Source organism: Reyranella sp. (genome assembly GCF_017305915.1).
Lineage (GTDB): Bacteria > Pseudomonadota > Alphaproteobacteria > Reyranellales > Reyranellaceae > Reyranella.
Genome location: NZ_JAFKJN010000046.1, coordinates 1 through 25,072, shown reverse-complemented (window position 1 = coordinate 25,072; position 25,072 = coordinate 1). Strand labels below are relative to the sequence as shown.

27 protein-coding genes and 1 pseudogene are annotated in these 25,072 nt (G+C 66.7%); 12 read left to right on the top strand and 16 right to left on the bottom strand.

Annotated features, from left to right (window positions below; translation table 11 throughout):
* Together J0J01_RS31675 and J0J01_RS31670 are read right to left on the bottom strand one after the other, a co-directional pair.
* Positions 1–1,650: a peptide ABC transporter substrate-binding protein gene (locus J0J01_RS31675; protein ID WP_296387629.1), complete on the bottom strand. Its 1,650-nt coding sequence runs from the start codon at positions 1,648–1,650 to the stop codon at positions 1–3.
* A gap of 49 nt (positions 1,651–1,699) precedes the next feature.
* On the bottom strand, positions 1,700–2,413 hold the full coding sequence (locus J0J01_RS31670; protein ID WP_296387637.1) for an orotate phosphoribosyltransferase: 714 nt from the start codon (positions 2,411–2,413) through the stop codon (positions 1,700–1,702).
* 215 nt (positions 2,414–2,628) lie between these two features.
* On the opposite strand from J0J01_RS31670, the gene J0J01_RS31665 reads away from it, so the two are divergent.
* On the top strand, positions 2,629–3,288 hold the full coding sequence (locus J0J01_RS31665; RefSeq protein ID WP_296387628.1) for a DUF1345 domain-containing protein: 660 nt from the start codon (positions 2,629–2,631) through the stop codon (positions 3,286–3,288).
* Between the two features lies 1 nt (position 3,289).
* Here the strand turns inward: J0J01_RS31665 and J0J01_RS31660 are convergent, their stop codons facing one another.
* Entirely contained in the window at positions 3,290–4,249 is a 960-nt protein-coding gene (locus J0J01_RS31660; RefSeq protein WP_296387627.1) for a tripartite tricarboxylate transporter substrate binding protein, read from the bottom strand.
* 27 nt (positions 4,250–4,276) lie between these two features.
* Positions 4,277–5,701, bottom strand: coding sequence for a DHA2 family efflux MFS transporter permease subunit (locus tag J0J01_RS31655; RefSeq protein WP_296387626.1), 1,425 nt, complete (start codon positions 5,699–5,701; stop codon positions 4,277–4,279).
* Between J0J01_RS31655 and J0J01_RS31650 the strand changes: the two genes are divergently transcribed.
* Positions 5,700–6,377 carry a rhomboid family intramembrane serine protease gene (locus J0J01_RS31650; RefSeq protein WP_296387625.1) on the top strand — a complete coding sequence of 226 codons (678 nt, stop codon included), beginning with the start codon at positions 5,700–5,702 and terminating at the stop codon, positions 6,375–6,377. The genes J0J01_RS31655 and J0J01_RS31650 overlap by 2 nt on opposite strands.
* Positions 6,378–6,576: 199 nt before the next feature.
* Here J0J01_RS31650 and J0J01_RS31645 read toward each other — a convergent pair whose 3' ends face one another.
* On the bottom strand, positions 6,577–7,701 hold the full coding sequence (locus J0J01_RS31645; RefSeq protein WP_296387624.1) for an ABC transporter substrate-binding protein: 1,125 nt from the start codon (positions 7,699–7,701) through the stop codon (positions 6,577–6,579).
* A complete protein-coding gene (locus J0J01_RS31640; RefSeq protein ID WP_296387623.1) occupies positions 7,677–9,233 on the bottom strand; it encodes a gamma-glutamyltransferase in 1,557 nt (518 codons plus the stop codon). Before J0J01_RS31640 ends, J0J01_RS31645 begins: the two co-directional genes overlap by 25 nt.
* Before the next feature lie 100 nt (positions 9,234–9,333).
* Here J0J01_RS31640 and J0J01_RS31635 point away from each other — a divergent pair, with 100 nt between their 5' ends.
* The 7 genes from J0J01_RS31635 (at position 9,334) to J0J01_RS31605 (ending at position 15,075) form a co-directional block, all read left to right on the top strand.
* Positions 9,334–9,879, top strand: a complete 546-nt coding sequence (locus J0J01_RS31635) for a sigma-70 family RNA polymerase sigma factor (RefSeq protein WP_296387622.1) — start codon at positions 9,334–9,336, stop codon at positions 9,877–9,879.
* A gap of 53 nt (positions 9,880–9,932) precedes the next feature.
* Positions 9,933–10,460: a hypothetical protein gene (locus J0J01_RS31630; RefSeq protein ID WP_296387621.1), complete on the top strand. Its 528-nt coding sequence runs from the start codon at positions 9,933–9,935 to the stop codon at positions 10,458–10,460.
* Between the two features lies 1 nt (position 10,461).
* A complete protein-coding gene (locus tag J0J01_RS31625; protein ID WP_296387620.1) occupies positions 10,462–10,998 on the top strand; it encodes a periplasmic heavy metal sensor in 537 nt (178 codons plus the stop codon).
* Positions 10,999–11,053: 55 nt separating this feature from the next.
* A complete protein-coding gene (locus J0J01_RS31620) occupies positions 11,054–12,529 on the top strand; it encodes a DUF1800 domain-containing protein (RefSeq protein ID WP_296387619.1) in 1,476 nt (491 codons plus the stop codon).
* 10 nt (positions 12,530–12,539) lie between these two features.
* A complete protein-coding gene (locus J0J01_RS31615; RefSeq protein ID WP_296387618.1) occupies positions 12,540–13,634 on the top strand; it encodes a DUF1501 domain-containing protein in 1,095 nt (364 codons plus the stop codon).
* A gap of 65 nt (positions 13,635–13,699) precedes the next feature.
* The gene (locus J0J01_RS31610; RefSeq protein ID WP_296387617.1) at positions 13,700–13,969 is read left to right on the top strand and encodes a hypothetical protein; all 270 of its coding nucleotides are present in this window, start codon (positions 13,700–13,702) and stop codon (positions 13,967–13,969) included.
* Between the two features lie 5 nt (positions 13,970–13,974).
* Positions 13,975–15,075 carry a cache domain-containing protein gene (locus tag J0J01_RS31605; RefSeq protein WP_296387616.1) on the top strand — a complete coding sequence of 367 codons (1,101 nt, stop codon included), beginning with the start codon at positions 13,975–13,977 and terminating at the stop codon, positions 15,073–15,075.
* Here J0J01_RS31605 and J0J01_RS31600 read toward each other — a convergent pair whose 3' ends face one another.
* The 3 genes from J0J01_RS31600 to J0J01_RS31590 all read right to left on the bottom strand — a co-directional run bounded on the left by J0J01_RS31600 (position 15,076) and on the right by J0J01_RS31590 (position 17,928).
* Positions 15,076–16,353, bottom strand: a complete 1,278-nt coding sequence (locus J0J01_RS31600; RefSeq protein WP_296387615.1) for an MFS transporter — start codon at positions 16,351–16,353, stop codon at positions 15,076–15,078.
* 194 nt (positions 16,354–16,547) lie between these two features.
* Positions 16,548–17,066 carry a hypothetical protein gene (locus tag J0J01_RS31595; protein ID WP_296387614.1) on the bottom strand — a complete coding sequence of 173 codons (519 nt, stop codon included), beginning with the start codon at positions 17,064–17,066 and terminating at the stop codon, positions 16,548–16,550.
* A gap of 76 nt (positions 17,067–17,142) precedes the next feature.
* Positions 17,143–17,928: a DUF1849 family protein gene (locus J0J01_RS31590; RefSeq protein WP_296387613.1), complete on the bottom strand. Its 786-nt coding sequence runs from the start codon at positions 17,926–17,928 to the stop codon at positions 17,143–17,145.
* Positions 17,929–17,973: 45 nt separating this feature from the next.
* On the opposite strand from J0J01_RS31590, the gene pdeM reads away from it, so the two are divergent.
* Positions 17,974–18,696 carry a ligase-associated DNA damage response endonuclease PdeM gene (gene pdeM, locus J0J01_RS31585; RefSeq protein ID WP_296387612.1) on the top strand — a complete coding sequence of 241 codons (723 nt, stop codon included), beginning with the start codon at positions 17,974–17,976 and terminating at the stop codon, positions 18,694–18,696.
* A 147-nt stretch (positions 18,697–18,843) separates the two neighbouring features.
* Here the strand turns inward: pdeM and J0J01_RS31580 are convergent, their stop codons facing one another.
* Positions 18,844–19,644, bottom strand: coding sequence for a hypothetical protein (locus tag J0J01_RS31580; RefSeq protein ID WP_296387611.1), 801 nt, complete (start codon positions 19,642–19,644; stop codon positions 18,844–18,846).
* A 47-nt stretch (positions 19,645–19,691) separates the two neighbouring features.
* On the opposite strand from J0J01_RS31580, the gene mobA reads away from it, so the two are divergent.
* The gene (gene mobA / locus J0J01_RS31575; protein ID WP_296387610.1) at positions 19,692–20,387 is read left to right on the top strand and encodes a molybdenum cofactor guanylyltransferase MobA; all 696 of its coding nucleotides are present in this window, start codon (positions 19,692–19,694) and stop codon (positions 20,385–20,387) included.
* Here the strand turns inward: mobA and J0J01_RS31570 are convergent.
* Positions 20,335–20,634, bottom strand: a complete 300-nt coding sequence (locus tag J0J01_RS31570; protein ID WP_296387609.1) for a DUF3553 domain-containing protein — start codon at positions 20,632–20,634, stop codon at positions 20,335–20,337. The genes mobA and J0J01_RS31570 overlap by 53 nt on opposite strands.
* A gap of 139 nt (positions 20,635–20,773) precedes the next feature.
* Here J0J01_RS31570 and dksA point away from each other — a divergent pair, with 139 nt between their 5' ends.
* Complete coding sequence (gene dksA / locus J0J01_RS31565; RefSeq protein WP_296387636.1) at positions 20,774–21,199, top strand: RNA polymerase-binding protein DksA; 426 nt, start codon at positions 20,774–20,776, stop codon at positions 21,197–21,199.
* Between the two features lie 153 nt (positions 21,200–21,352).
* Here the strand turns inward: dksA and J0J01_RS31560 are convergent, their stop codons facing one another.
* From J0J01_RS31560 to J0J01_RS31540, 5 genes and pseudogenes are all read right to left on the bottom strand, one after another.
* Complete coding sequence (locus tag J0J01_RS31560; protein WP_296387608.1) at positions 21,353–22,813, bottom strand: D-aminoacylase; 1,461 nt, start codon at positions 22,811–22,813, stop codon at positions 21,353–21,355.
* 73 nt (positions 22,814–22,886) lie between these two features.
* Positions 22,887–23,762 carry a hypothetical protein gene (locus J0J01_RS31555; RefSeq protein WP_296387607.1) on the bottom strand — a complete coding sequence of 292 codons (876 nt, stop codon included), beginning with the start codon at positions 23,760–23,762 and terminating at the stop codon, positions 22,887–22,889.
* On the bottom strand, positions 23,722–23,946 hold the full coding sequence (locus tag J0J01_RS31550; protein ID WP_296387606.1) for a hypothetical protein: 225 nt from the start codon (positions 23,944–23,946) through the stop codon (positions 23,722–23,724). The genes J0J01_RS31555 and J0J01_RS31550 overlap by 41 nt, the downstream gene beginning before the upstream one ends.
* A complete protein-coding gene (locus J0J01_RS31545; RefSeq protein ID WP_296387605.1) occupies positions 23,943–24,860 on the bottom strand; it encodes an IS1595 family transposase in 918 nt (305 codons plus the stop codon). The genes J0J01_RS31550 and J0J01_RS31545 overlap by 4 nt, the downstream gene beginning before the upstream one ends.
* Positions 24,861–24,955: 95 nt before the next feature.
* Positions 24,956–25,072, bottom strand: a pseudogene (locus J0J01_RS31540) (IS110 family transposase); the annotation flags it as partial.

The window sequence follows — 25,072 nt, the reverse complement described above, 5'->3', positions numbered from 1 at the left end:
CTACTCCTCCCAGCGCCACTGCTCGATCCACAGGGTCGAGCTGTTCTGATGGCCGGTCGGGCGCACGCCCTTGAGCGGCTTGGGGATCACGAAGGCATCGATCCGGAAGTACAGCGGCAGCACCGGCAGCTCGTCGGCATAGAGGCGCAGGATCTCGGCGAACAGGGCGCGGCGCTTGTCGACATCGAGCTCGCGCTCGGCGGCGTCGAGCGCTTTGTCCATCGCCGGGTTGGCGTAGCCCGGGTAGTTCTGGCCGCTCCAGCCGTTCTGCGCCGTCGGGATCTCCTCCGAATGCAGCGTGGTGCGCGGCACGTTCTGCGGCCGCGTGATCCAGCCGTACAGGGCGAGCGCCTCGAAGTTGCGCTTCTGCAGGGCGTCGAAATAGATGCGCGCCGGCGCCGCCTTCAGGCGCAGCTCGATGCCGACCTGGCGGAGCTGGCTCTGGATTACCTGCGCGATCTGCTCGTTGATGCGGTTGCCGCTGGCGAAGGCCAGTTCGAGCGACAGCCGCGTGCCCTTGGCGTCCTGCCGCACGCCGTTCTTGATCTCGCCGAAGCCCGCCTCGTCGAGCAGCGTCTTCGCCGCGGCCGGGTCGTAGGCGTAGCGGCGCGCCGCCGGGCTGTACATCGGATCGAGCGGGTTGACGTCGCCGTCCGCCACCGGCTGCTTGCCGTCGAACAGCTTGTCGGAGATCGCCTTGCGGTCGATCGCCATCAGCAGCGCCCGCCGCACCCTGAGGTCGGCGAGCAGGGGATTGTCGAGCTTGGTGTCGATGTGGCTGTAGGTGAGCGAGGGCTTGTAGACGACGTTGTACTTGTCCTTGTGGCGCTTCTCGAAGGCGATCGCCTGGTCGAAGCTGAGGCCGCTCTCGCCCAGGATGTAGTCGACGTTGCCCGACAGGAGGTTGGCCTCGAGCGCGGCGGAATTCTCGAAGATCTTGATCAGCAGGCGCTTGAAGGCGGGCTTGGGGCCAGCCCAGGTCGGGTTCTGCTCCAGCACGATGCGGTTGCCCGGCACCAGCTCGACGATGCGGTAGGGGCCGAAGGCCAAGCCCGGATTGGTCGGCTGGGTGTCGTAGGCGCTCTTGTTGCGGTACTCGGCCGGGTTGGCGTCGAAGATCGGCTTCTCGATATGCGCCGGCAGCGGCATGCGCTCGATGCTGTTGTAGTCGAAGGTCACGCGGTCGACCGTCACGGTGAAGTGGCGGTCGTCCTTGACCTCGAACTTCACGATCCGGCGGAACTCCTCGCCGGAGGGCACGCCCGACAGCGGATGCTTGCCGACCTCGACGGCGAACGCGAAGTCGCGGGCGGTGACCGGCGTGCCGTCGCCCCAGGTGAAGGGCTTCAGCTCGACGTCGATCTCCATGCCCTTCTTGCCATCGGGCAAGTCGACGATCCGCGCGCGGCCGTTGTCGACGGTGGGCAGCTCGGTGCACATGATGCAGACCAGCTTCCAGTTGGCGTCGTAGGCCGTGATCGGCCGCAGGGTCATGTAGTTGACCAGCGACGTCGCCAGCATCGAGTTGAGCGACGGGTTCATCGCGCCGGGCGCGGTGTTCATGCCCAGCACGAGCTCGTCCTTGGCCCGGGCGGGCAGGGCGAGCGTGATCAGGGCGAGAAGGAGAAGCAGGCCGCGGCGAATACCCATCGCCGACCAAAGTGGCACGGCTAGCGCCGCGCTGTCATCGTGCGCCGCTTCAGCGCAGGCCGGGTCGTGTCGGTGGCCGGCCGCCGTGGTTCGCCGACCACTGCTCGGGGGCCTCGAGGAAGGCGCGCGTCTCGGTGAGGCCCTTCTCGTCGAAGTACTTGCCCTTGGCCGCGGCCTCGAGCGCATCCCACCAGGTGGCGAGCGCGTGCAATTTGACGCCGGCGACCGCCAGCGTCTCGACGCTCTGCGGGAAGATGCCGTAGTGGAAGATCACGAAGCAGTCGGTGACCCGCGCCTCGGCCTTCTTGAGCGCATCGATGAACACCAGCTTGCTGCCGCCGTCGGTCGCGAGGTCCTCGACCAGCAGCACGCGCTTGTTCGGCTTGAGGTCGCCTTCGATCTGCGCCATGCGGCCGAAGCCCTTGGGCTGCTTGCGCACGTAGATCATCGGCTTCTTGGCGAGCGCCGCGAGGAATGCCGCGAACGGGATGCCCGCCGTCTCGCCGCCCGCCACCACATCGATCTTGTTCCAGCCGATCTCGCGATCGATGGTCTTGAGCGCGTGCTGCATGATCTTGGCGCGCGCTTCGGGGAACGAGATGATCTTGCGGCAGTCGATATAGACCGGGCTCGCCCGGCCTGAGGTGAAGATGTACGGATTGTCCGGCCGGCAGTGGATGGACTCGATCTCGAGCAACAGCCGCGCGGTATCCCGCGATTCGGCCGTACCCGTGACCCGGCCTTGATTCGCTTGGCCGTTCAAGTGTTTGGCGACCGTCTTTCCAGCGCTCTTCGCCGCTGCCGTGGTTTTCTTCTTCGTCGCCATGCTGCTTTTTCCCCCGCGCCGCTTGCGACAAAATGACGGTCGTGTGTTTAGCGTTCATCCACAGGACCGGCAAGGGCAGGGGCGCCGAATCGGCGCCTATCTGACCCCTCAAGTCGGCAGTTTCGGAAAAGGACTTAGATTTGAAAGGGTTCATGGTCCAGTCCCGGGTGGGCAAGTTCCTGGTGGCGCGGCGTCGGCTGATGCTGTCGGCCCTGGTCGGGGTGGTTTTGCTGGTGGTCCTGCCGCCCTCGATCCGGTGGGCGACCCGGCTGCTGCTGGCCTGGGACCTCACGGCGGCGGTCTATGTCGGCTTCGCCCTGCACATGATGCTGCGGTCGGACATCGAGACCTGCCGGCGGCGGGCGTCGCTCTACGACCAGGGCGACTGGATGATCCTGACCGTGGTGATCGGCAGCGCCGCGGCGAGCTTCGCGGCCATCTTCGTCGAGCTGGCCGCGATCAAGGCCTACGAGGCGCCGGCGGCGGCCGGGCTGCTGATCACCGGCGCGACGGTGGTGCTGTCCTGGACCTTCACCCACGTGCTGTTCACCCTGCACTACGCCAACGTCTACTACCGGCCGCACGAGCGCGGGCAGCCCGGCGGCCTCGACTTCCCCGGCGAGCATGCGCCCGACTATCGCGACTTCCTGTACTACGCCTTCGTGATCGGCTGCGCCTGCCAGACCGCCGACGTCTGCACGACCTCGCGCGACATGCGGCTGATCAGCCTGGTGCACGGCATCGTCGCCTTCGCCTTCAACACCGCCATCCTCGCGCTGATGATCAATGTCGGCGCGAGCCTGATCTCCTGAGCTAGTCGATGGTGAGGCCGGCGACCTTGATGATCTGGGCGACCTTCTCGGTGTCGCTGCCGATCAGCCTCCTGAGGTCGGCCGGGGAGCCCGCGAGCGGGATGCCGCCGAGCTCGGCGAGCTGGTTGGCGAACTGCGGATCGGCGAGCGCCGCATTCACCTCCTTGTTCAGCCGCGCGATGGCCTCCGCTGGCGTGCCCTTGGGCGCGCCCACGGCATACCAGGCGCTGAACTCGTAACCCGGCAGGGCCTCGGCCATCGCCGGCACGTCCGGCAGGACGGCCGAGCGGGTCGCGGTGGTCACCGCCAGCGCCCGCAGCTTGCCGGCCTTGATCTGCGGCAACGACGAGGCGACCACGCCGAAATAGACGTCGGCCTGGCCGGCGACCGTGTCGCGCAGCGCCTGCACGCCGCGATAGGGCACGTGGAACAGCGACACACCGGCGGCCTGCTGGAACATCTCGCCGGCGAGATGCGTGCCGGTGCCGACGCCGGCCGACGCCATGTTGATCTTGCCGGGCTTCGACTTGGCGAGCGCGATGAACTCGGCGACGGTGTCGGCCGGTACCGAGGGATGGACCTCCATCACCAGCGGCTGGCGGTAGATGCCGGCGACCGGCGCGATGTCGCGCACGAAGTCGTACGGCAGCTTGTCCTTGATCGCGGCGTCGACGGTGTTGTTGTTCAGCACCAGCAGCAGCGTGTAGCCGTCGGGCACGGCCTTGGCGACCGCCTCGGTGGCGATGCGGCCGCTGGCGCCCGGCTTGTTGTCGATGACGAACGGCTGGCCCAGCCGCTCCGCCAGCCACTTGCCGATCAGGCGGGCGATGATGTCGGGCGCGCCGCCGGGGCCGTAGCCCTCGACCACGCGCACCGGACGCGACGGATAACTCTGGGCAGAAGCGGGACGCGACAGGACGCCAAGCGACGCAACGAGCAACGATCGGCGCCGAACGGCCATCTCATCCTCCCTGCAGGCGGGGCGAGCTTAGCCCTTGTGCCGGCTGATCGCACCGCCGTCGTCGCGGTGAAGCTGCAGGAAAACCACCGACGACACCATGGTCAGCACGCCCAGCCAGATGAAGGCGTGGTGCACGCCGCGGATCAGGGCGGCCGGATCGGCGCGCAGCTCCTCGGGCACGAAATACGCCGCGACCAGCGAGGCCCCGGCGATGCCGAAGCTGATCGACATCTGCTGGCCGGTGCTGGCAATGGTGCTGGCGGCGGAGGTCTCCTGCGCCGTGACGTCGGCGTACACCAGCGTGTTCATGCTGGTGTACTGCGTCGAGGTGAAGAAACCCAGGATGAAGGCTTGCAGCGCGATGCGCCAGGCCGGCGTGCCGATATCGATGGTGGCGAAGCCCATGATCAGCACGCCGAGGATCAGCGTGTTGCCGAACAGCACGGTGCGATAGCCGAAGCGCGCGAGGATTTTCGACACGACCAGCTTGAGCCCGATCGCGGCCAGCGCCTGCGGCATCACCAGCAGGCCCGACTGCACCGCCGAGTAGCCGAGGCCGACCTGGTAGAGCAGGGGGAACAGGAACGGAATGCCGCCCAGCCCGAGCCGGCTGAAGAAGCTGCCGCCCACCGCCGCGCGGAAGGTGCGCAGCCGGAACAGGTCGAGCCGCAGCAGCGGATAGCGGATGCGGAGCGCGTTGACGCCATAGCCCGCCAGCAGCAGCGCCGCGATCGCCATCAGCCCGACGATCTCGAGGTCGCCGAGGCGATGCTCGCCGAACACCTCGAGTACGTAGGACAGCAGCGCAATGCCGGAGCCGAACAGGATGAAACCGACGACGTCCAGCATCCGGGTCTCCTGGCGATAGTCGGGCAGGAAGCGCCAGACCAGGAACAGCCCGAGCGCGCCGACCGGCAGGTTGACCAGGAAGACCACGCTCCAGTGCAGGTAGTGCACGATCAATCCGCCGACCACCGGCCCCAGCATCGGCCCGACCAGGCTGGGGATCGACACGAAGCTCATCGCCCGCACCAGCTCCGACTTGGGGAAGGTGCGCACCATGGTCATGCGCCCGACCGGCACCATCATCGCGCCACCCATGCCCTGGATGACGCGACAGGCGACCAGCATGTCGATGTCGACCGCGACGGCGCACAGCAGCGAGCCCGCGGTGAACAGGCCGATCGCCGAGGCGAAGACGCGCCGCGTGCCGAAGCGGTCGGCCATCCAGCCGCTGATCGGGATGAACACGGCGAGGCTGAGCGTATAGCTCGCCAGCACCGACTTCATGTCGAGCGGCGTGACCTGCATCGCCTGGGCGATCGTCGGCACCGCCGTGTTCAGGATGGTGGTGTCGAGCGATTGCATGAAGAAGGCGACCGCCACCAGCCACGGCAGCAGGCGCTTGATGGTGTCGGCCGCCGGCGCTGTGGTAGAGACATCGGGCGACATGGTGATCCCCTTATACGACAACGACCCGTTTGAGACGCCTTTTCGGCCCTACGTCACCTGGTCGCTGATCGCCCTCAATCTGATCGCCTTCTTCGGCGAGCAGGCCTCGCCGGACAGCGAAGCCTTCGTGGCACACTGGGCCGTCGTGCCGGCCTCGATCACCAACGCGTCGAGTACGGTCGCGCCGCTGCAGGCCTATGGCACGCTGTTCACCGGCATGTTCCTCCATGGCGGCTGGCTGCACCTGATCGGCAACATGTTCTACCTGCAAGTGTTCGGCGACGACATCGAGCAGGCGCTGGGCCGCGGCCGCTATCTGCTGTTCTATCTCCTGAGCGGCGTGTTCTCGGCGACGGTCTACATCGCCTGCAATGTCGGATCGAAGCTGCCGATGGTCGGCGCCTCGGGCGCCATTTCGGGCGTGCTCGCCGCCTACCTGATGCTCAAGCCGTGCGCCAAGGTCACGGTACTGATGTTCTATCGGCCGGTGCGCCTGCAGGCGATGTGGGTGATCGGCATCTGGGTCGGCCTGCAACTGCTCGACATCGGATTTGCCGACCCCACCGACGAGGTCGCCTATTCGGCGCATTTCGGCGGCCTGCTGGCGGGAGCGCTGCTGTTCTACGTCCTGCGTCCGCACGGCGTCGGTCTGTTCGAATGCATCGAGGGCGACTAGGCCGGCCTCACGTCATGATCACCACGCCGAAGCCGGCATCGGTGGCGCATGCCGCACTGTAGCACTATGGCGGCGACGTCTCGGGCAGGTTGGCAATTTTCCGAGCTCGCCCTGATTTGTCGAATCGCCGTTGTCCAGGGCCCCCTGCGCGAACGAGGGAGCACGCGCCGGTGCGGTACGAGTTCCGGCGCCTGGCGACTTATCGGGATGCGAAAGAGTATCGCTCGACCGGGCGCGGCACGCGATCCTTGCCGTCGAAGCAGACGATCTCGGCCTCGTGCGCCATGTCACCTTTGCCGTCCGACCGGTAGGTGGTGACCACACCCTTGTACGGCGCGGTGGCGAGCTTCTCGCGCACCCTGGCTGGAGTCGCCGCAGCGCCGTCGCGACGCAGAGTGGCGATCACGCCGCCCAGCATGCGGACGGCATCGTACTGCGCGGCGGCGAAGGCGTCGGGATCGCCGTTGTAGGCAGCGCGGTAGGCGGCGAGGAACTCCTGCATCGCCGGTGTCGCGGCGGCGACGGGCGAGGCGGCCGTCTCGGCGCACACGCCCCTGAGCTCGGCAGGATCAAGCAGCGCCGCCGTCGCCGGCTGGTGCATCGCCGAACCCGCGACGATCGGCAGGCCGGGCAGCAGTTGCCGTGCCTGGCGCACCGCCAGCACGGTCGAGGGCGCGTGCAGGTGCAGCACGAGCACGTCGGCGTTGGCCGCCTTGGCGCGCAGCAGCGCCGGCGTGAGGTCGTTGACTGTGGGCGCGACGCTCTCCTCGAGCACGGGCGGCGTCTTGAGCTCGGCAAAGGTCTTGGCGAGTTGCTCGCGGCCCGACTGGCCGTAGGCGGTGCTCTGGTAGATCACGGCCGGCCGCTTGGCGCCGAGCTTCTCGGCGACGTAGCGAGCATGCGCCACCTTCACCGTCGCGTCGCTCGGGAAGAAGCGGAAGAACTGCGGCACGCCCATGGCGCTGAGGCGCGCGGTGCCGGAGATGCTGAGCAGCGGCACGTCGCGTTCGCGGGCGAGCGGCAGCAGCGCCAGCATCTGCGTGCCCAGGATCGGGCCGACCACGGCGAGCGGCGGCGGATCGCCGACCGCGCGCGCCCAGGCGTTGACCGCGGCCTCGGGCGTCGCCGCGGTGTCGAGCACGTCGGGCTTGAGGAGGTCGCGCATCTGGCTGGCCGCCAGCAGCGCGCCGTTCCTCTGGCTGGTGCCTTCGAGCGCCACGAAGCCGGTGAGGGGCACCAGCACCGGCAAGCGCACCTCCTGCGCCTGCGCCGTAGTGGCGAAGGCAGCGAGCGCGAGGGCTACTGCGCTGCGCCGCCAGCCCATGGCGACATCACCTCGTTCATGCCGGTGAGCTCGCCGGTCCTGGGATCGCGCACGATGCAGGACGGGTTGGCGAAGCCGAGCGGCGAGATCTGGTTGTCGACCTCGGTGATCGACAGCTTGGCGGCGATCGCCCGCTTGACCGCGTCGGGCAGCAGGCGGTTGACGCGGATCGGACCGACGCCCGAGACATCGACGCGCGGCTGATGGAATGCCGTCTCCACGTCGAGGCCGCGGTCGATCATCATCAGGCTGAGCTGCGTCACCGCCGGCACGATGCGCCGGCCGCCGGAGGCGCCGATGCAGAACCACGGCTGGCCGTCCTTCACCACGACGACCGGGCAGATGTTGCACAGCGGCCGCTTGCCGGGCGCGATCGAGTTGGGCCGGTTGGCCTCGGGATCGAACCACAGCATGCCGTTGTTCATGGTGATGCCGGTCTTGGGCAGCATCACGCAGGAGCCGAACAGCGACATCAGGGTCTGGGTCAGCGCCACCATGTTGCCTTCCGAATCGGCGGCGCAGAAATGCGTGGTGCTGGTGTTGTTGGGCTTGTCGCCCAGCGTCTTCAGCCGCTCTACGTAGGCGGTGTGCATGCCCTCGGCGATGGCGACGAAGAAGTCGGCATCGGGTGACCCCTTGCCCTTGGTGTGCTCGCCTGCGAGCTCGAGCGTGCGGCGCAAGGTCGGGCCGGCGGTCAGCCCGCCCGCGACGTTGATGGTGACGCCGTGATGCTCGAAGGAGAGCGGATCGACGATGCGCGCCTGGTAGGAGGCGAGATCGTCGGTCGAGATCGCCGAGCCGCCGGCCTGCAGGTCGGCGACGATGTCGCGCGCCAGGCTGCCTTCGTAGAACTCGCGCGGGCCGCCGTCGGCCAGGCGGCGCATAGTCTCGCCGAGAGTGCCGAGCTTGAGGTAGCGCGTGTTGCCCTGCCAGTCGTTGGTCGGCACCTGGCCGTTGTCGCAGAGATAGGCGGCCTTCGACGCCGCGAACTTGGTCAGGTGCTTGGCGCCGTTGGCGATCATCACCTGCATGTACCAGTCGAGCTCCATGCCGCGCTCGGCGAGCGCGACGCCGGGCGCCAGCACGTCCTTCCACTTCAAGGTGCCGAAGCGCTCCAGCGCCTTGCCGAGACCCGCGACCATGCCGGGGACGGCGATCGAGTGATAGCCGACCTCGTTGTTCTGGTTGTGGATGTCGGGCCAGGCGAAGGGATTGGCCGGGCCGGGACCGACGATCTTGTAGTTGGAGACGTCGAGCTTTTTCGCGGAGATGGGACCGTAGTCGATCGTCCAGGCACGCTTCTCCTTGGCGCTCCAGATCGTCATGAAGCCGACGCCGCCGATGCCGCTCATCCACGGCTCGAGAGCGCCGATCGCCATGCCGGTGGCGACCGCCGCGTCGATGGCATTGCCGCCCTTGCGCAGGATCTCGGCGCCGACCTCCGCCGCGCGCGTGTTCTGCGCGACGACCACACCTTTGCCACGCACCGCCTGCTTGGTGACCTTGAATTGCCGTGTCAGCGATTCACTCATTACGCTTCCTTGGTTGAAGACGCAGCGACTGTAGCGGGGCCTCTTTTCGCCACAAACCCTGCTAGACTGCTGTGCGGACGGAATAATAGACGGATCGCGGGTGACGGAGCTCAGCCAGATCGACCTGCGATCCCTCGCGGAGGGGCACAAGCGCACATGGGATGCGTTCGTCCTGGCCGCGTCGCCGTTGATCAATGCCGTGGTGCGCCGGACGCTGTCGATCTATCGCCTCAGCGAGGACGACGTGATGGATGCAGCCCAGGACGTCTTCGTCCGGCTGTGTGCGAACAACTTTCGCCTGCTCAAGACTTACGATCCGGCGCGTGCAGGCTTATCCACATGGCTGGCCGTTGTCGCCCGCTCGGCAGCGGTGGATTTCGCCCGCCGCCGGCGGCAGGCGACCGCGCCGATCGACGAGGTGCCCGAGTCGGCCCTGGCGGTCGAGGACCGGCATGTCGAGAAGCTGAAAATCCCCGAGGGTTTGCTCACGGAGCGGCAAACTTTGATTCTCAAATGCCTGTATGATGAGGAACGGGATGTGGCCGAAATTGCACAATTGCTGAAAATAGACGCACAAACGGTGCGCAGCACGCATCACAAAGCTTTGTTGCGGCTGCGTGAGCATTTCAAGGGAGAGGCACCTTAAGAAGGTGGGGATGATTCCCGCCTGTAGGCCGTAAGGTGGACAGGACTAGCACCATGAGCACGGAACGCACCCCTCTGGACGACAAGGCGCTGTGGCAGAGCTTCGCCACGACGTCATCGGTTGTGCCAGCAACCCCCTCGGACATGGATTTCGCCGCTTGGCTGGAAGGCCAACTGCCGGAGACCGAGGCCGCGCGCATCGATGCCGCCGTGGCCGCCGATCCGGCGCTGCGACAGGCCGCCCTCGAACTGGCCGACATCCTGGGCAAGCCGCTGCCGGCGGCACCGCCGCGCATGGCGGCGCGGGCGCAGGCTTTGGTCGGCGGTGCAGCCGGGCGGCCGCGCAAGTCATGGCTGGCTAGCCTGCTGCCCGACTTCGGCCAAGGCCTCGCCTTCCAGCGCGGTGCGCTCGCGGCGATGGGCGTGATGGTGGCCGCGGTCGGTTTCATGCTGGGCGACGGGCTCAGCCGGCAATATGAGGACGGGCTCTACGCCTCCTCGAGATCGTCGAGCAGCACGTATCGGCCGATCGGCCGCGACACCACGGGCGAGCTGAACGACCTGTTCACCGACGCGACCTGATATGTCGTCGCGCGTTACTCAGATTCTGCTCGGCCTGTCGTTGCTGCTGAACGCCTTCGTGCTGGTAGGCTTCGTCTTCAGCAGCTGGATCGAGCCGCCGCACAGTCCGTTCGCGGCCGGCCGGCCGCCAGCCCCGCCGCCCGGTCCGCGCTTGGGCAATCCGCTCGAGGCGCTGTCCCACGATCTCCGGCTCGACGACGCGCAGAAGAAGGCCGTGCAGCCGGTCGTCGACGAGTATGCCAATGGCCGGCGCGATCGCTGGCGCGACATCGGCAAGATTCGCGAGGAGATGGCGGCCGAACTGCAGAAGCCCAACTTCGACTGGGCCAAGATCGACGCGCTGATCGATCAGATAACGGCGCTGCGCGTCGACCAGCAGAAGCAGAACCTGCGCGCGGTCGAGCAGATGGCGAACAAGCTGCCGGCGGACAAGCGGGCCGAACTGCACAAGATCCTTGGGGAGCGTTACGGCGGTCAGGCCTGGCGTCCGGGCAATGCGCCGCCCGGCGGTCCGCGGCCGCCGCGTCCACCGCAGTAGGAGCAGCACTATGGTGGCCCTCGGTCGACGGTTCTTCGTAGGCGGAGCGGCAGCGATGGGTGCGACGGCGCTCTGGCCGGTACGGCCGAGCCGGGCCGCGACCGCGATGGGTTTCGACGAGGCCCGCCATCTCCTGTCGCGCGCCACCTTCGGCGCCACACCGGCCGAGATCCGCGTCGTCGAGGCGATGGACTACGGCAGCGCGGTCGACCGGCTTCTCGGCAGTTGGCATCCCCGCGCGCTGACGGCAGCGCCGTCCTGGATCAACGAAGGACCGGCGCAGCTACGCCGCCTGCAGCAGGAGGCGCAGGCCGAGGCCAAGGAGAAGAAGGGCGTCGACGGCAAGCCGCTGCGCATCGTCCGGCCGGTGCAGGAGCAGGCGCGCGAGCTGCGCAACTGGTGGGTCGAGGAGATGCTGGTCACCGACCAGCCGCTGGTCGAGCGGATGACGCTGTTCTGGCACAACCATTTCACCTCGTCGCTCGCCAAGGTGAGCTATGTGCCGGCGCTCTACCGCCAGAACGAGCTGTTTCGCCGTGAGGCCTTCGGCAACTTCGCGCGTCTGCTGAAGGCGGTCGCGCGCGACCCGGCGATGCTGCTCTATCTCGACGGCGCGGGTTCGGTGGCGCGCCAGCCCAACGAGAACTTCGCCCGCGAGCTCCTGGAGCTGTTCACCCTGGGCGAGGGCCATTACAGCGAGGCCGACATCAAGAACGCCGCGCGCGCCTTCACCGGCTGGTCGATCGAGCGCGACACCGGCGCGTTCGTGAATCACATCCAGCAGCACGATGGCGGCGAGAAGACCTTCCTCGGCCAGGCCGGCCGTTTCGACGGCGACGACATCGTCGCCATCCTGCTGCGCCAGCCGCGCACCGCCGAGCGGGTGTGCGAGAAGCTGTGGCGCGAGTTCGTCTCGCTCAGTCCCGATCCGGCCGAGATCAGGCGGCTGGCGGGCATCCTGCGCACCGGCGGCTACGAGATGAAGCCGGTGCTGCGCGCACTTTTCCTGTCGCCGGCTTTCCGCGATCCCAACAACCGCGGCACGCTGATCAAGTCGCCGGTCGATCTGGTGGTGGGCTCGGTGCATCTGCTCGGCCTGCCGGTGCCGGAGAAGACCCAGCTGGTGCGCATGATGCAGGGCCTGGGCCAGGTGCCGTTCGACCCGCCCAACGTCAAGGGTTGGGCCGGCGGCGAGAGCTGGATCACGACCTACACCCTGCTGCTGCGCCAGCAGTTCATGCGCCGCATGATCGAGGCCACCACGGTGTCGTCGATGGACGGCAACATGATGAGCATGCGCCCCGACCGCCGCGCCGAGCGCAAGGAGGCGATGGAGCGGCGGCCGGTCGAAGGCCGCAGCCTGCGCGACGCCAGCGAAGCGAAGCTCGGGCCGACGCTCACCGGCACCGACGCCGCGGCGCTGGTGCGCACCTTCCTGCCGCGCCAGCCGATCGACCAGGTCGACACCGGCAGGACGCCGGGCGCGATCGTCGCCGCCGCGATGCTCGATCCCGTCTACCAGCTCAAGTGAGGAGCAGGCCATGTCGCGCATTCTCCTCCTTGTCGAGCTCAAGGGCGGCAACGACGGCCTCAACACCGTCATTCCCTACGCCGACCCGCATTACCGGCAACTGCGTCCCGGCCTCGGCGTCGCGCGCGAGAAGGTGCTGCAGCTCGACGAGCGCGTCGGCCTGCACGACAAGCTCGAGCCGCTGATGGAATCGTGGAAGGCGAGGGACCTCGCGATCGTCCAGGGCGTCGGCTATCCCAACCCCAATCGCTCGCACTTCCGCTCGATCGAGATCTGGGACACCGCCTCGTCGTCGACCCAGACGCTGAGCGAAGGCTGGGTGGCACGCGCCTTCGAGCACGCGCCGCGGCCCCAGGGCGCCGGTAGGGGCACCGGCGTCGACAGCATCGTGATCGACACCAATTCGCTGCCGCTGATGGGCCCCGACCTGCGCACCATCGTCATGCAGGACGCCGAGAACTTCCTGCGCCAGGCGCAGGCGATGAAGGACAATCCGCGGGTCAATGACGGCGGCAATCCGGCGCTGCGCCATCTGCTGGCGGTGCGGCGCGAGATCAACGCCGCCGCAGCCGGCCTGAGCGACAAGTTGCATGCCGCGCCGCCGCCCGTGCAAGAATATGCGAACGAGGGGCCGCTCGGCCGCGAGCTCGACCTCGCGACCCGCATCATCACCGCGCAGGTGCCGGTCGTCGCGGTGAAGATTGCGCTCGGCGGCTTCGACACCCATGCCAACCAGGCGCCGGTACAGGAGCGCCTGCTCGGGCTGCTGGCCGGCGGCCTCGCCACCTTCCGCCGCAACATGATCGCCGCCGGCCGCTGGGACGACGTGCTGGTGCTCACCTATTCGGAGTTCGGTCGGCGGGCCAGGCAGAACGCCTCGGGTGGCACGGATCACGGCACGGCCGCTCCCCATTTTGTGATGGGCGGCAAGGTGAAGGGCGGCCTGCACGGCGCCTACCCGTCGCTCGCCGACCTGCAGGACGGGGATTTGCGCCATACGGTCGATTTCCGCGACGTCTATTCGACCATCGCGCGCGGCTGCTGGGGCCAGCCGGTGAGCTTCGGCCAGCGCCAGATTCAACATCTGGATTTCATTGCGGCGTAAGCACGCGCCGTATTGCGGTTGTCTTTCGACCCCCAACGGCATCACAATCGCGCCCCGCAGAGGCAATGAGTTGGGACGTGCCGACATATTTGGTCAAGGTCACGAACAAGCGCGGCTGGGTGAAGCCGCCGATCATGACCAATTGCGTCGATGAACAGGAAGCGGCCCAGGTCGTGGCCGCGATGGGCGAAGAGGGGGATCAGGTGGAAGTTCGGGAAGCCGACGTCTTCGCCATGCGCGCCGCCTTTGGCGAGATCGCGCCGGGGTCGGCGGTGTTCCGCTACGACTGGATCTGGCCACCCGAAGGCGGCGACCCGCGGCCGTTCGAGGCCTGAGCGTCATGCCGTCGAATTCGGAGGCCTCGCTGCGCGCCGTGCCGCCCCGACGATTCTTCGCGGAGCTGTCGATCCGCGCCTACTTGATGCTGCTGATCGCCGCAGTGCTGGTGCCGATGTTGGTGCTGGCCGCCGTGCTCGGCTGGCATTACGGCGATGCGGAGCGGCGCACCATCGAGGCGCAGCGCGTCGACGTGGTGAACAACCTCGTCCATCTGCTCGACCGCGACGTCGAGGCGATGGCGGGCTTCCTGGGCGGCATCAGCCTGGCGCCCGGCCTGCAGGTCGGCGATCCCGAGGTGCTGCGCGCCGCCGCGTCGCTGGCACGCGAGCATGGCTTCCAGTCGCTCGCCGTGTTCGACCGCACCGGTCGCCTGATGGCGGCGGTGCCGTCGGACCGCAAGGTCACGGCCGATGCCGCCGGCGTCGCTGCCATCGTCGCCGGCCAGCGGGTCCACGTGTCCGACCCGCAGCCGGGCGCCGACGGCCAGCCCGGCATGTTCCATGTCTCGGTGCCGGTGGTGCGCGACGGCCAGGTGGCGATGGTGGTGTCCGGCGGCGCGGCGCTACAGCGGTTGCAGCAGCTGTTCGCCGAAGCGGGCCTGCGCCAGGCCTGGCGCGCCGGCATCGTCGACCGCGACGGCGTCATCGTCGCGCGCAGCGTCAGTCCCGATCGCCTGGTCGGCGTCAAGGCTCAGGAGCCGCTGGTCCAGGCGGTGCAGAGCGGCCAGGCGAGCGGCCTGTTCGACGTCGTCTCGCGCGACGGCATCGAGATGAAGAACTCCTTCCAGCGCTCCAAGGTCAGCGGCTGGACGGCGTCGGTGGCGGTTCCGACCAAGGTGATCGAGCAGCCGTTCCGCGACACCGCGGTCCTGCTCGCCGTTGCGGCGCTGGCGCTGGTCCTGATCGGCCTTTTGCAGGCGATCCTGGTCGGCGGCGCGATCGCCGGCGCGGTGCGTCAGCTCGGCGCCGCGGTGGTCGCCTTCGCCTCGCGCAACGAGGTGGTGCTGCCGCCGTGGACGGTGCGCGAGCTGCGCGACGTGCTGCGGGTCATCGAATCGACCGCCGCCATGGGCTGGCGGAAGCCTGGCGACCGCGAACGCTGATCAGCCGCGCTTCGTCATCTCGTCGCGCACCGAGCCGCGCAGCGCCTCGATGCGGACGTACCAGATCAACAGCACGGCGATCACTTTGATCGCCACCGGCAGCACGATGTAGACGATGATCAGCGCGGTCTTGCTGTACAGACCCTTCGATGGATCGAAGCCGAGGACCGCTACCACGGGCAGCGACAGCGCCGCCCCCAGCGCGGTGGCGAGCTTGGTTGCGAGCGCCCACAGACCGAAGTAAGTGCCGGTCTTGCCTTGGGTGTCGCCGCCTTCCGGCGCGTTGATGACGTCGGCCAGGATGGAGGGCGGCAGGCCGTAGTCGGCGCCGAGGCCGAGGCCCGTGACCACCGAGATCGCGACGAACCAGATGAAGTCACCCGGTCCCAGGAAGATCGCCAGCGCTAGCCCGACGATCGAGCAGATCATGCCGACGAACCAGGCCGCAGCCTTGCTCGTCCGCTTGGACAGCAGCAGCCACATCGGCACCGAAGCGGCGCCGGCAATGAAGTAGGTGAGCAGGACGATGCCGGCATGCAGCTTGGTGCCGGCCAGCACGTGCTCGACATAGAACAGGATCACGGTCACGGCGACGCCGAGCGCCGAGCCGTTGACCACGAACACCAGCAGCAGGCGGCGGAACAGCCGGTTCTTGAGCGGCGCGAAGAAGGCGATGAAGGCGTTGCGTTCGCCATGCACCACCGGCGGATGGACCGAAGGTCCGGCCCACAACAAGGTCGGCAGGCTGAACAGGATGCAGATCGGCAAGAAGATCAAGCCGAGCACCATGTAGCCCGCGGTGTCGCCGAAGAACTTGGGCGCGGTCAGCATCACCGGCAGCACGACAGCCGCCGTCATGCCGATCAACCCGAACACCTCGCGGCCGACGGTGACCCGGGTGCGCTCGTTGTAGTCGTCGGTAAGCTCGGCGCCGTGGGAGTGATAGCTGATCGACACGCCGGAATAGCCGAGATGGACCAGCAGGAGGGCCGCCGTCAGCCAGAGGCCCATCAGCCACTGGTTGCCGAACCAGGCGTCGGGCGGGTCGAACAGCATGTAGAAACCGCCGGCGAGCAGCGGCGTCATCAGCGCCACGAAGGTCAGGCGGCCGCGCGGCCCGCGCCGCGTGAAGCGGTCGCTGATCAGGCCGATCACCGGATCCTGCACGGCGTCGACGATGCGGCAGAAGATGAAGATCGGCCCCATGACCTGCAGCGAGAACTTGAGCACCTCGCCGTAGAAGTGGCTGACGTTCAGCACCACGGGCAGGGCCGCCATGGCGAGCGGTAATTGCAGGGTGGCGTAGGCGATCAGGCGGTTAAAAGGGATTTTTGCGGAAGCGGCTTTGCCGTTTCCGGACGTTCCTGGATGCACCGAGAGCCTACCTGTTTCCCCGCGCCCTGCCCCGGACGCTTGATTGTTGGCGTCCGTTATATAGCGCTGCAATGCGCCTGCAAAACGGCGTTTGGCTGCTACAAATAGCCTCCGCCGAGTGGGCCGACCCCGAAGGCAGCGATCGTTCCCAGCCCGATCCACAACATCACAAGCAGCAGGAAGAAGGCCCAGGTGGTCCAGACCAGCAGCTTGTGAGGGAATGGCTTGTCATAGGCAGTGCGCAGTGCGGCGAACAGGCCGCTGACGTTGCCGTTCGCATCTTCCAGCGCCTTGCCGGACGTCAGGAAGGAATCGAAATAGGTGATGAAGAGGTGGACGATCAGAAAAGACCAACCGGTGAAGGCCAGAGCCACGAGACAGAGAACCACCAGCGCCGCGCGGCCGATTGGAAAGCCAGGGAAGGCTGGGAAGGTCGTCTGGGCGAACTTCTCATAGAGCGTGGGGAAGTTCGCCAGAAGCGTGCCTTGAAACACGAAAAAGAACGCAAGCATCGCCGCCGAGGCCGTGAGTGTATGCCCAATGACCTGGGCCATGCCGGTATATGCCGGCGGCGCCAGCTCGGCCTTCTGGCCGGAATTGTCGTCCGTGTCGGTCATGCTCCCCCCCAAGCCCCGCTCACTCTAGTCGAGGCGCGGGGATGGCCCAAGGCCGGCAGGCGGCAGGCGGGAGGAGTCAGGAGCGCGGGCAGCTCGGCGGCTTGCGCATCTCGAGCGTCGTGAGGTCGGCGGTCACGGTGACGAGGCCGGTGTCCACGGTTAGCCGGTCGAGCACGCCGGAATCGAACAGTTGGGTCCTGAGCGTGAACAGCGGCCGCTGCTGCTGGTCGCGGCCGCGGGTGAAGGTCATCAGCAGCGGCCACGAGCGGCCGGGCACCGCCACCGGCCGCTCGCCGGGCCGCTCGCTTTGCAGCACGCCGGGATCGAGCTCGTTGACATCGACCAGGAAGGCATCGCCGATCACCTCGGCATCGAAGGACAGCGCCGGGAAGGAGGCGGCCCGTGCCCGCAGCCGCTCGATCACATGGTCGATCGAGGCGACCGGCATCAGGGTGGGCGGCGGCAGCAGGAACTGCTTCGGGCCGGCCGGCGTCACGATCTCGGCGCGCAGGTCCTTGCCGGCGCGCGTCACCTGGCCCTGGACCTCGCGCTCGTTGCCGTTCTGGCTCTGCTGGGTGTGGAAGCGCAAGGCGCTGCCGCTGCGCTGCTCCTCGGCGTCGAGCTTGGATTGCAGGTCCAGCTTCCACGACGAGGTGACCGCGATCTCGGTCTTGATGTCGCGCTTGAGGTGCCAACCGCCGCAGTCCTGGGTCAGATCCTGGGTGGCGGTGCCGATCCGCGGCGCGTTGGCCGCGGTGCCCAGCCGCAAGACATACTCGGCGCGATGCGGCTGCATCTGCGCGCCGGCGCCGGCCGGGACGAGTGCCGTCAGGGCGGCGAGGAAACACACAAGCAGACGCATCGGGGTACCTTGCGCAGGGTTCGTGGCGCGCATATGGCAGCATCCGTGACTCCCTTCCAGTTCCTGTGCGCCGGCGAGCGGCTCGAGGCCCTGCCGTCGGGCGCACTGCACTGGCCGGCGCGGCGGCTGCTGGCGGTCGCCGATCTGCATCTCGAGAAGGGCTCGTCCTACGCCGTCAACGCGCTGAAGCTGCTGCCGCGCCACGACACCCGCCAGACGCTGGCGATGCTGTCGGCCCTGATCGACACGCTCAGCCCCGAGACGGTGGTGTGCCTGGGCGATTCCTTCCACGACCGCACGGCCATCGAGCGCCTGCCCAAGGACGAGCGCGCGTGTATCGAGCGCCTGACCCGGCGGGCGCGCTTCGTCTGGATCGCCGGCAACCACGATCCCGCGCCGCCGCCCGGCGACTGGGGCGATGTCGCGGTCGAGATCGCCGACGCGCCGCTGGTGTTCCGCCACGAGGCGCTGTTCGGCCCGGCCGAGGGCGAGATCTCCGGCCACTACCATCCGGTCGCTGCGCTCACCGTGCAGGGCCGCGGCATCCGCAGGCGGTGCTTCCTGACCGACGGCCAGCGGGTGATCCTGCCGGCCTTCGGCGCCTATGCCGGCGGCCTCAATGCCCTCGATCCGGCAATCGCCCAGCTCTTCCCGGCCGACTACGATGCGCTGGTCGTCGGCAAGCAGGCCGTGCGCCGCCTGTCGTGGCGGCAACTCCGCCCCGACACGTCCTTCGCCCAGATGGCCTGGGCGCGCGACGCCCGTTAGTCTAGGGAACGCCGAAACTTCCCACGGGCTTCCACTTTCCGACGTTCGTGGGAAGCCTCCGATGCCGATGGCATAAGGCTTTTCCGCGACTCTTCCCAGAGTCCGCACCACCCCCTCGGTCATCTGTGGATGACCGGGAGGCAGCGACTACTTCGGCAGCTCGTACTTCAGAGTGACTTCGCCCAGGCCCTCGATCTTGCCGGTGGCGGTGCTGCCGGGTGGCACGAACTGGCAGGCGACCATGCTGCCGCTCGACACGATCATGCCCTTCTTCAGCGTCTTGCCGTGCTCGCCGAGCTTGTTGGCGAGCCACGCCAGCGCATTGTGCGGATGGCCCAGCACGTCGCCCGAATGGCCGGTGCGCACGACAGTTCCGTCGAAGGATATAGAGCCGTCGAGCTTGTCGATCGGCAGGTCGCGCCAGCCCTTGTTCGGCTTGGCGAGCAGCGAGCCGCCGTTCCAGCCGGCATCCATGATCAGCGGATTGACCGCCAGCCGGCTGTAGTCGGCGCCGCGATCCTCGATCAGCTCGAAGCCGGCGCGTGCCTCGCCGACATACTCGGCGATCGAGTCCTTGTCGTAGGGCTTGGCCTTGGGTTTCGGCACGTCGGCACCGATCACGAACACGACCTCGAGCTCGACGCCCAGCCGCGTCCAGCGGTCGGCGCGCACGCTCGCCTTGTGCTCGAACACGCGCTTCCTGCGGATCGGGCCGTAGCAGGGGCCTTTCAGGCCGGTCTGCTGCAGGATCTGCGGCGAGGTCAGCGCGATCTTGTAGCCGGCCAGCGGGCCCTGTTTGACCATCTGCTTCTTCAGGAAGGCGTCTTGGACCTTGTAGGCCAGCCGCTCGTCATCGGTCTCGAACTGCGCCGGCCAGCGGCCGACCACCGCGCGCGCCTTGTCGACCTGATGCAGCCAGGCGGCGACCTTGGCGATGCTGAGGGCCATCGAATTCCTCCCCTTGTGTGTCTCTCAGCGCTTCGCATAGTGCGGGCATGGTGGTCAACGCGCGCGGTCCCTTTGCGCCGGTTCGGTCGGGCGCACTGGTCGGCGTCGTCCTGGCGGGCGGCGAGGGCCGGCGCATGGGCGAGGGCGTGAAGAAGCCGTTACGGTTGCTGGGCGGCAAGCCGATGGTGGCGCACGTCGTCGAGCGGCTGCGGCCGCAGGTCATGGACCTCGTGGTCGTCGCCAACGATCCCGACCCGGCCTTCAAGCGGCTGGGCGTGCCGGTGATCCCAGATCCGCCCGACATCCAGCGCGCCGCCCGGCGCGAGGGCCGGCGGCTGGGGCCGCTGGCCGGCATCCTGGCCGGCATGGAATGGGCGCTGAAGCACCATCCCCATGCCGGCTGGATCCTGACCGCGCCGGCCGACGTGCCGTTCCTGCCGCTCGACCTGACGGTCCGGCTGTGCGGCCACATGCATGTGCCCGAGCCGGATGTGCTGGTGATCCGCCACGGCCGCCACCGCGAGCCTTCACTAGGTGTGTGGTCGGTGAAGCTGGTCGACGACCTCCGGCGGGCCATCCTGGAGGAGGGCATGCGACGGGTCGGCCAGTTCGGCGAGCGTCATGTCCAGGCCGAACTCGTCTGGCCGGGCGACCCGGCACCGTTCGCCAACATCAACACGCCGGAGGAACTCAAGGCCGCGGAGGCTCGGCTGGCTCGAGCTCGACCACGCTCCCGTCGATGAGGACCTTGCCGGCGTTCTCGAACGTGACGGTGATGCGGCTGCCGACCTTGGACTGGATCTGCCCCAGCCCCCAGTCCGGCCGGGTGGGGTGGCGGACGAAATCGCCCGGGGTCAGGGCGCTGTTGGACGGCTTTTCACGCATATGGGAAGCAAGTTTCCGTTTTGGTGCGGCGCAGTAGGGATAATTCGACGATTCCAATAAGTCTTCGGATAACTGTTCAATTCTTCGGCAGTGAATTTGCTGCACTGCACTACAAGTAGGATATCGAGGGCGGGTTCAACCTTGCAGAGCAACCGACCGCCCCTTAATACTCCGCGCGCCTCCGGAGGTCCGCCTTCGCGCGAGGCGGACATGGTGTGGTCGCTGGGGAGTGGAGTTGCCATCGATGTCGATTACGTTGCCGCAGAACTACCGGCCGACGGACCGCGAACCCTTCATGAATCCCATTCAGCAGGAGTACTTCCGTCAGAAGCTGTTGAAGTGGAAAGGCGAATTGATCGAAGAGTCGAATCAGACTTTGCAGAACATGCAGGAAGAGAGTCTGGCGCAGCCCGATCTGGCTGATCGCGCCACGGCCGAGACCGATCGCTCCCTGGAGCTCAGGACCCGCGACCGCTTCCGCAAGCTGATCTCGAAGATCGATTCCGCCCTCAAGTCGATCGAGGAAGGCACCTACGGGTATTGCGAGGAGACCGGCGAGCCGATCGCGCTGAAGCGCCTCGAGGCCCGACCGATCGCCACACTGTCGGTGGAAGCGCAGGAGCGCCACGAGCGCCTCGAACGCACCCGCCGCGACGAAGGCGCCGACTGACGAAAACGAAGGCCCGCTCACCGCGGGCCTTTCTTTTTGTGCGTCATGTTCCCTCCCCCGAAGGGGGAGGGTTAGGGTGGGGGATGGCCACAGGCACGTTCTGTTGCTTCCCCCCTCCCCAACCCTCCCCCTGCGGGGGAGGGAGTATGAGCGTTAAGCCTTCGCTTCGTCCTGCATCTGCCGGCGGTTGAGCGCGCGGCCGGCGCGGCCGCCGCCGGGCTTGCCGTCGCGCCAGGCGATGGCGCCGTTGCACAGCACCGTGTCGATGCCGGCCGCCGGCGTCGTCGGCTTCTCGAAGGTCGCGGTGTCGATCACCGTCGCCGGATCGAACACGCAGATATCGGCGTAGTAGCCGCGCTCGATCTGGCCGCGGCCGGTGAGATGGAAGCGCTGCGCCGAGTAGGACGTCATGCGGCGAACCGCGTCCTCCAGCGGGAACAGCTTGAGGTCGCGCGAGTAATGGCCGAGCACGCGCGGGAAGGTGCCCCACAGGCGCGGATGCGGATGGGCGTCGAACGGGATGCCGTCCGAGCCGATCATCGCGCCGGGATGGCTCATCGCCGCCTGCACGTCTTTCTCGTCCATCATGAAGTAGATGGCGCCGGCCGGCTGGATGCGTTCGCCGGCCTCCTTCATCGACACGCCCATGTCCTTGGCGATGTCGGCGAGGTCGCGGCCGCTCATGCCCGGCATCTTGTCCGACCAGGTGATCAGCACCTTGTCGGCGCGCTCCAGCATGTCGGTGCGCAGGATCGTCGAGCCCGCGATGTAGGGATAGACGTCGAAGGCAATCTGCTGCTTTTTCATCGCCTCGGTGAACTTGGGCAGCGTCTCGGCCATGCGGCCGAAGTTGCTGCGGCCCGAGCACTTGTGGTGCGAGACGATGACCTCGGCGTGGGCGCGTCGACCGATCTCGAAGGTCTCCTCCATTGCCTTGAGGATGTGGTCGCCCTCGTCGCGCATGTGGGCGGTGTAGACACCGCCCCACTTGCCGAGCGGCTGGGCGACCTCGGCCACCTCGGCAGTCGAGGCGGCGCTCGACACGGCGTAGAACAGCCCGCTCGACATGCCGATCGCACCCTGCTCGAGGCTCTGGTCGAGCAGCCCGCGCATGCGGGCGATCTCGGCCTGGGTGGCCTCGCGATTGAGGTCGTCGCCCATCATGTTGATGCGGAGCGTCCCGTGGCCGATCAGGAAGGCGCCGTTGATCGCGGGCTTGGCCGCCTCGACCTTGCCGGCGAATTCGGCGAAATCCTTCGACAGGTTCTCCTTCTTCTTGATGATCAGCGACATCCAGTGGCCGACGTCGGGCCGCAGGTAGGGCGCGGCCGAGACGCCGCAATTGCCGCACACCACGGTGGTGACGCCCTGGCTCGCCTTCATCGCCATGGTCGGGTTGTCGATCAGGGCGGTGTCGTCGTGGGTGTGGACGTCGATGAAGCCCGGCGCCACGACCTTGCCCTTGGCATCGATCTCGTTGTCGCCGCGCAAAGTGCCCGGCGAGTCGATAGAGGCGATGCGGTCGCCCTTCACGGCGACGTCGGCGGCGAACAGCGTCTTGCCGGTGCCGTCGGCGACCTTGCCGTTGCGGATGACGATGTCGTATGCGGCCATGGATAACTCCCTACTCTTTCTCCTCCCCATTCAAATGGGAATTATATACTTGGCTCCCTCAGCCATCGGGGGCTTAGCGTTCGATCTTGCGGAAGATGGCCAGCGGAGTGACACCGTAGCAACTGAGCGGGCGACCAAGGACGAGCCGCAATTGAGTGAACAGCGGCACCGAACCCATCAGCATCGGATTCGCGGCGTCGCCGGAGAACATCGCTTGCAACTTAGCAAGTTGGTCTTCGGTCGCACTCGGCACGGCATCTAGTATGCCCAAGACATGCCACGTGCCCTCAATCAACACTCCATACTTAAGCATTACGTCGGCGGGTGACATGATCATGCAGTCGGTTTTTAGCGTGCACCAAAGGTGATCGTTCCCGACGTTCACACGCGCATGAATGGCATGTGATATTTCTCCGACTATATCGAAGGCCGCAGACATCTCGTCTTCGGCATCGGTCTGCTTTCCACCGCTGCTGCGGGCCTGTTGTTTGCGCTGAGCGCGAGAGAGGACTTCGTTGGCTGCGCCTGGATTGGCACCCTTCCTTGCGAGCGTCTGCACAGAACTGAATTTCAACAATCGCTGCATGGCGCCGATATCGATGATGGCGAGATTGCCGCCACACAAGACAAACCGCCCGATGCCAACGCCCGTCACTGACGGGTTGATCATGTTGCGCGCGTGCAATTCATCCAGAAACGTCAGGCACTGGGTCCAACGAGGGTCAAAGCTTCTGGTGCTCGAAGTCCGCGCCGAGGACTCCGCACCCATTTCGGCCAGCACCGGAACCTTTCCCTTGAAATCCTTTTTGTCCGACGTTTCGGACGTGCGAACCAGCGAGGTCAGGCTACCAAAATCGTTAAGCTGCGATATGTAGAGACCGATTCTGTCGTGATCGACGTACAGGAAATCAAAGACGGAATCTTCGCTTTCGTGGTCTTGCTCCGGCATCGATCTCCTCCCGCGCCGCCGCGATGTGTCGGTCAACTTCTTCGAAGTGCTGGGACGCCGCCTCAGCGAGCTTCTTCGCGGCCTTCTTGCGTTTCTTCGCGCCCTTCGATTTTGGCTTAGGGCGATAAGCCAGAATCAAATCCGCGATCTTGTCCAGTATCACGGGCGGTTTGTTCGCGCTCATGAGATCAGCGCCTTGTATGTGAGCCGCTTGCCAGCAACGCTGTCAACGAAACTGTTCAACCGGTCAAGAGTGTGCCGCTCGACGTTGCCCTCGTTCAAGCGGAAAGCGAACTCATCAACGTAGCGGTGAAGGTGCTTTTCGCTGGCGTGGTGGTAGATGCCGTGAAGGCCGCGCTTCATGACCGCCCAGACACTTTCGATGCCGTTCGTCGTCACGTCGCCGCGGACATACTCCTTCGATCCGTGGTTGACCGACTCGTGCTGGTACGCATGAAGGCCGTTGTAGCCAGAGTGTTCGTCGGTATGGAGCATGGAACCCTTCTCGACGTTCTCCTGCACAGTCCGATGCAGGGTGCGGGTGTCGGTGCCGGTGATAGGCATCGCCTTGGTGCGCCCGCCCTTGCCACGCTCCCGCATCCCGATCACCGGAATTTTGCCAACGGTGCCGCGACCGGCCTTGAGCTTCTTGCTGGCGTGCTTGTTCTTCTCTTTGCCACCTACATAGGTCTCGTCGATCTCGATGATACCCTGCAGCTTTTTCAGATCGTCGCCGCACGCTTCCCGAAGCCGTTGCAGGACGAACCAAGCCGACTTCTGGGTAATGCCGATCTCCTTGGCGAGTTGCATGGACGAGATGCCCTTGCGTGCCGTGACGAGCAGGTACATCGCGTAAATCCACTTGTGCAGCGGCACATGTGACCGTTCGAAGATCGTCCCGGTGCGAACGGTGAAGTCCTCTTTGCAGGAATTGCAACGGTAGTAGCCGCCAGCACGTGCCGTGATCCGCTCGCCAAGGCCGCAGACCGGGCAACGCGGACCGTTCGGCCAGAGGCGGCCCTCCAAGTATGTCCGGGCGGTTTCCTGATCGGGAAACATTGCGAACAGTTGGAAGGTCGAAATGGTCGATTTGCTCATATTGGCCGTATCCCCCTACCCCCCGAATGTGGGGATTCCGGCGAGGGATTCAAGTATATAATTCCCATTCAAATGGGGAGCAACTGTCTTTTGGCCTAAGCGCCGGCAGGCTGCCAAGGGAGGTTGTGTCGGCTCATGGCGTTGAGGGTGACGATGAGCTTACGCATGACGGCGACGATGGCGACCTTGGGCTTCTTGCCGGCAGCGATGAG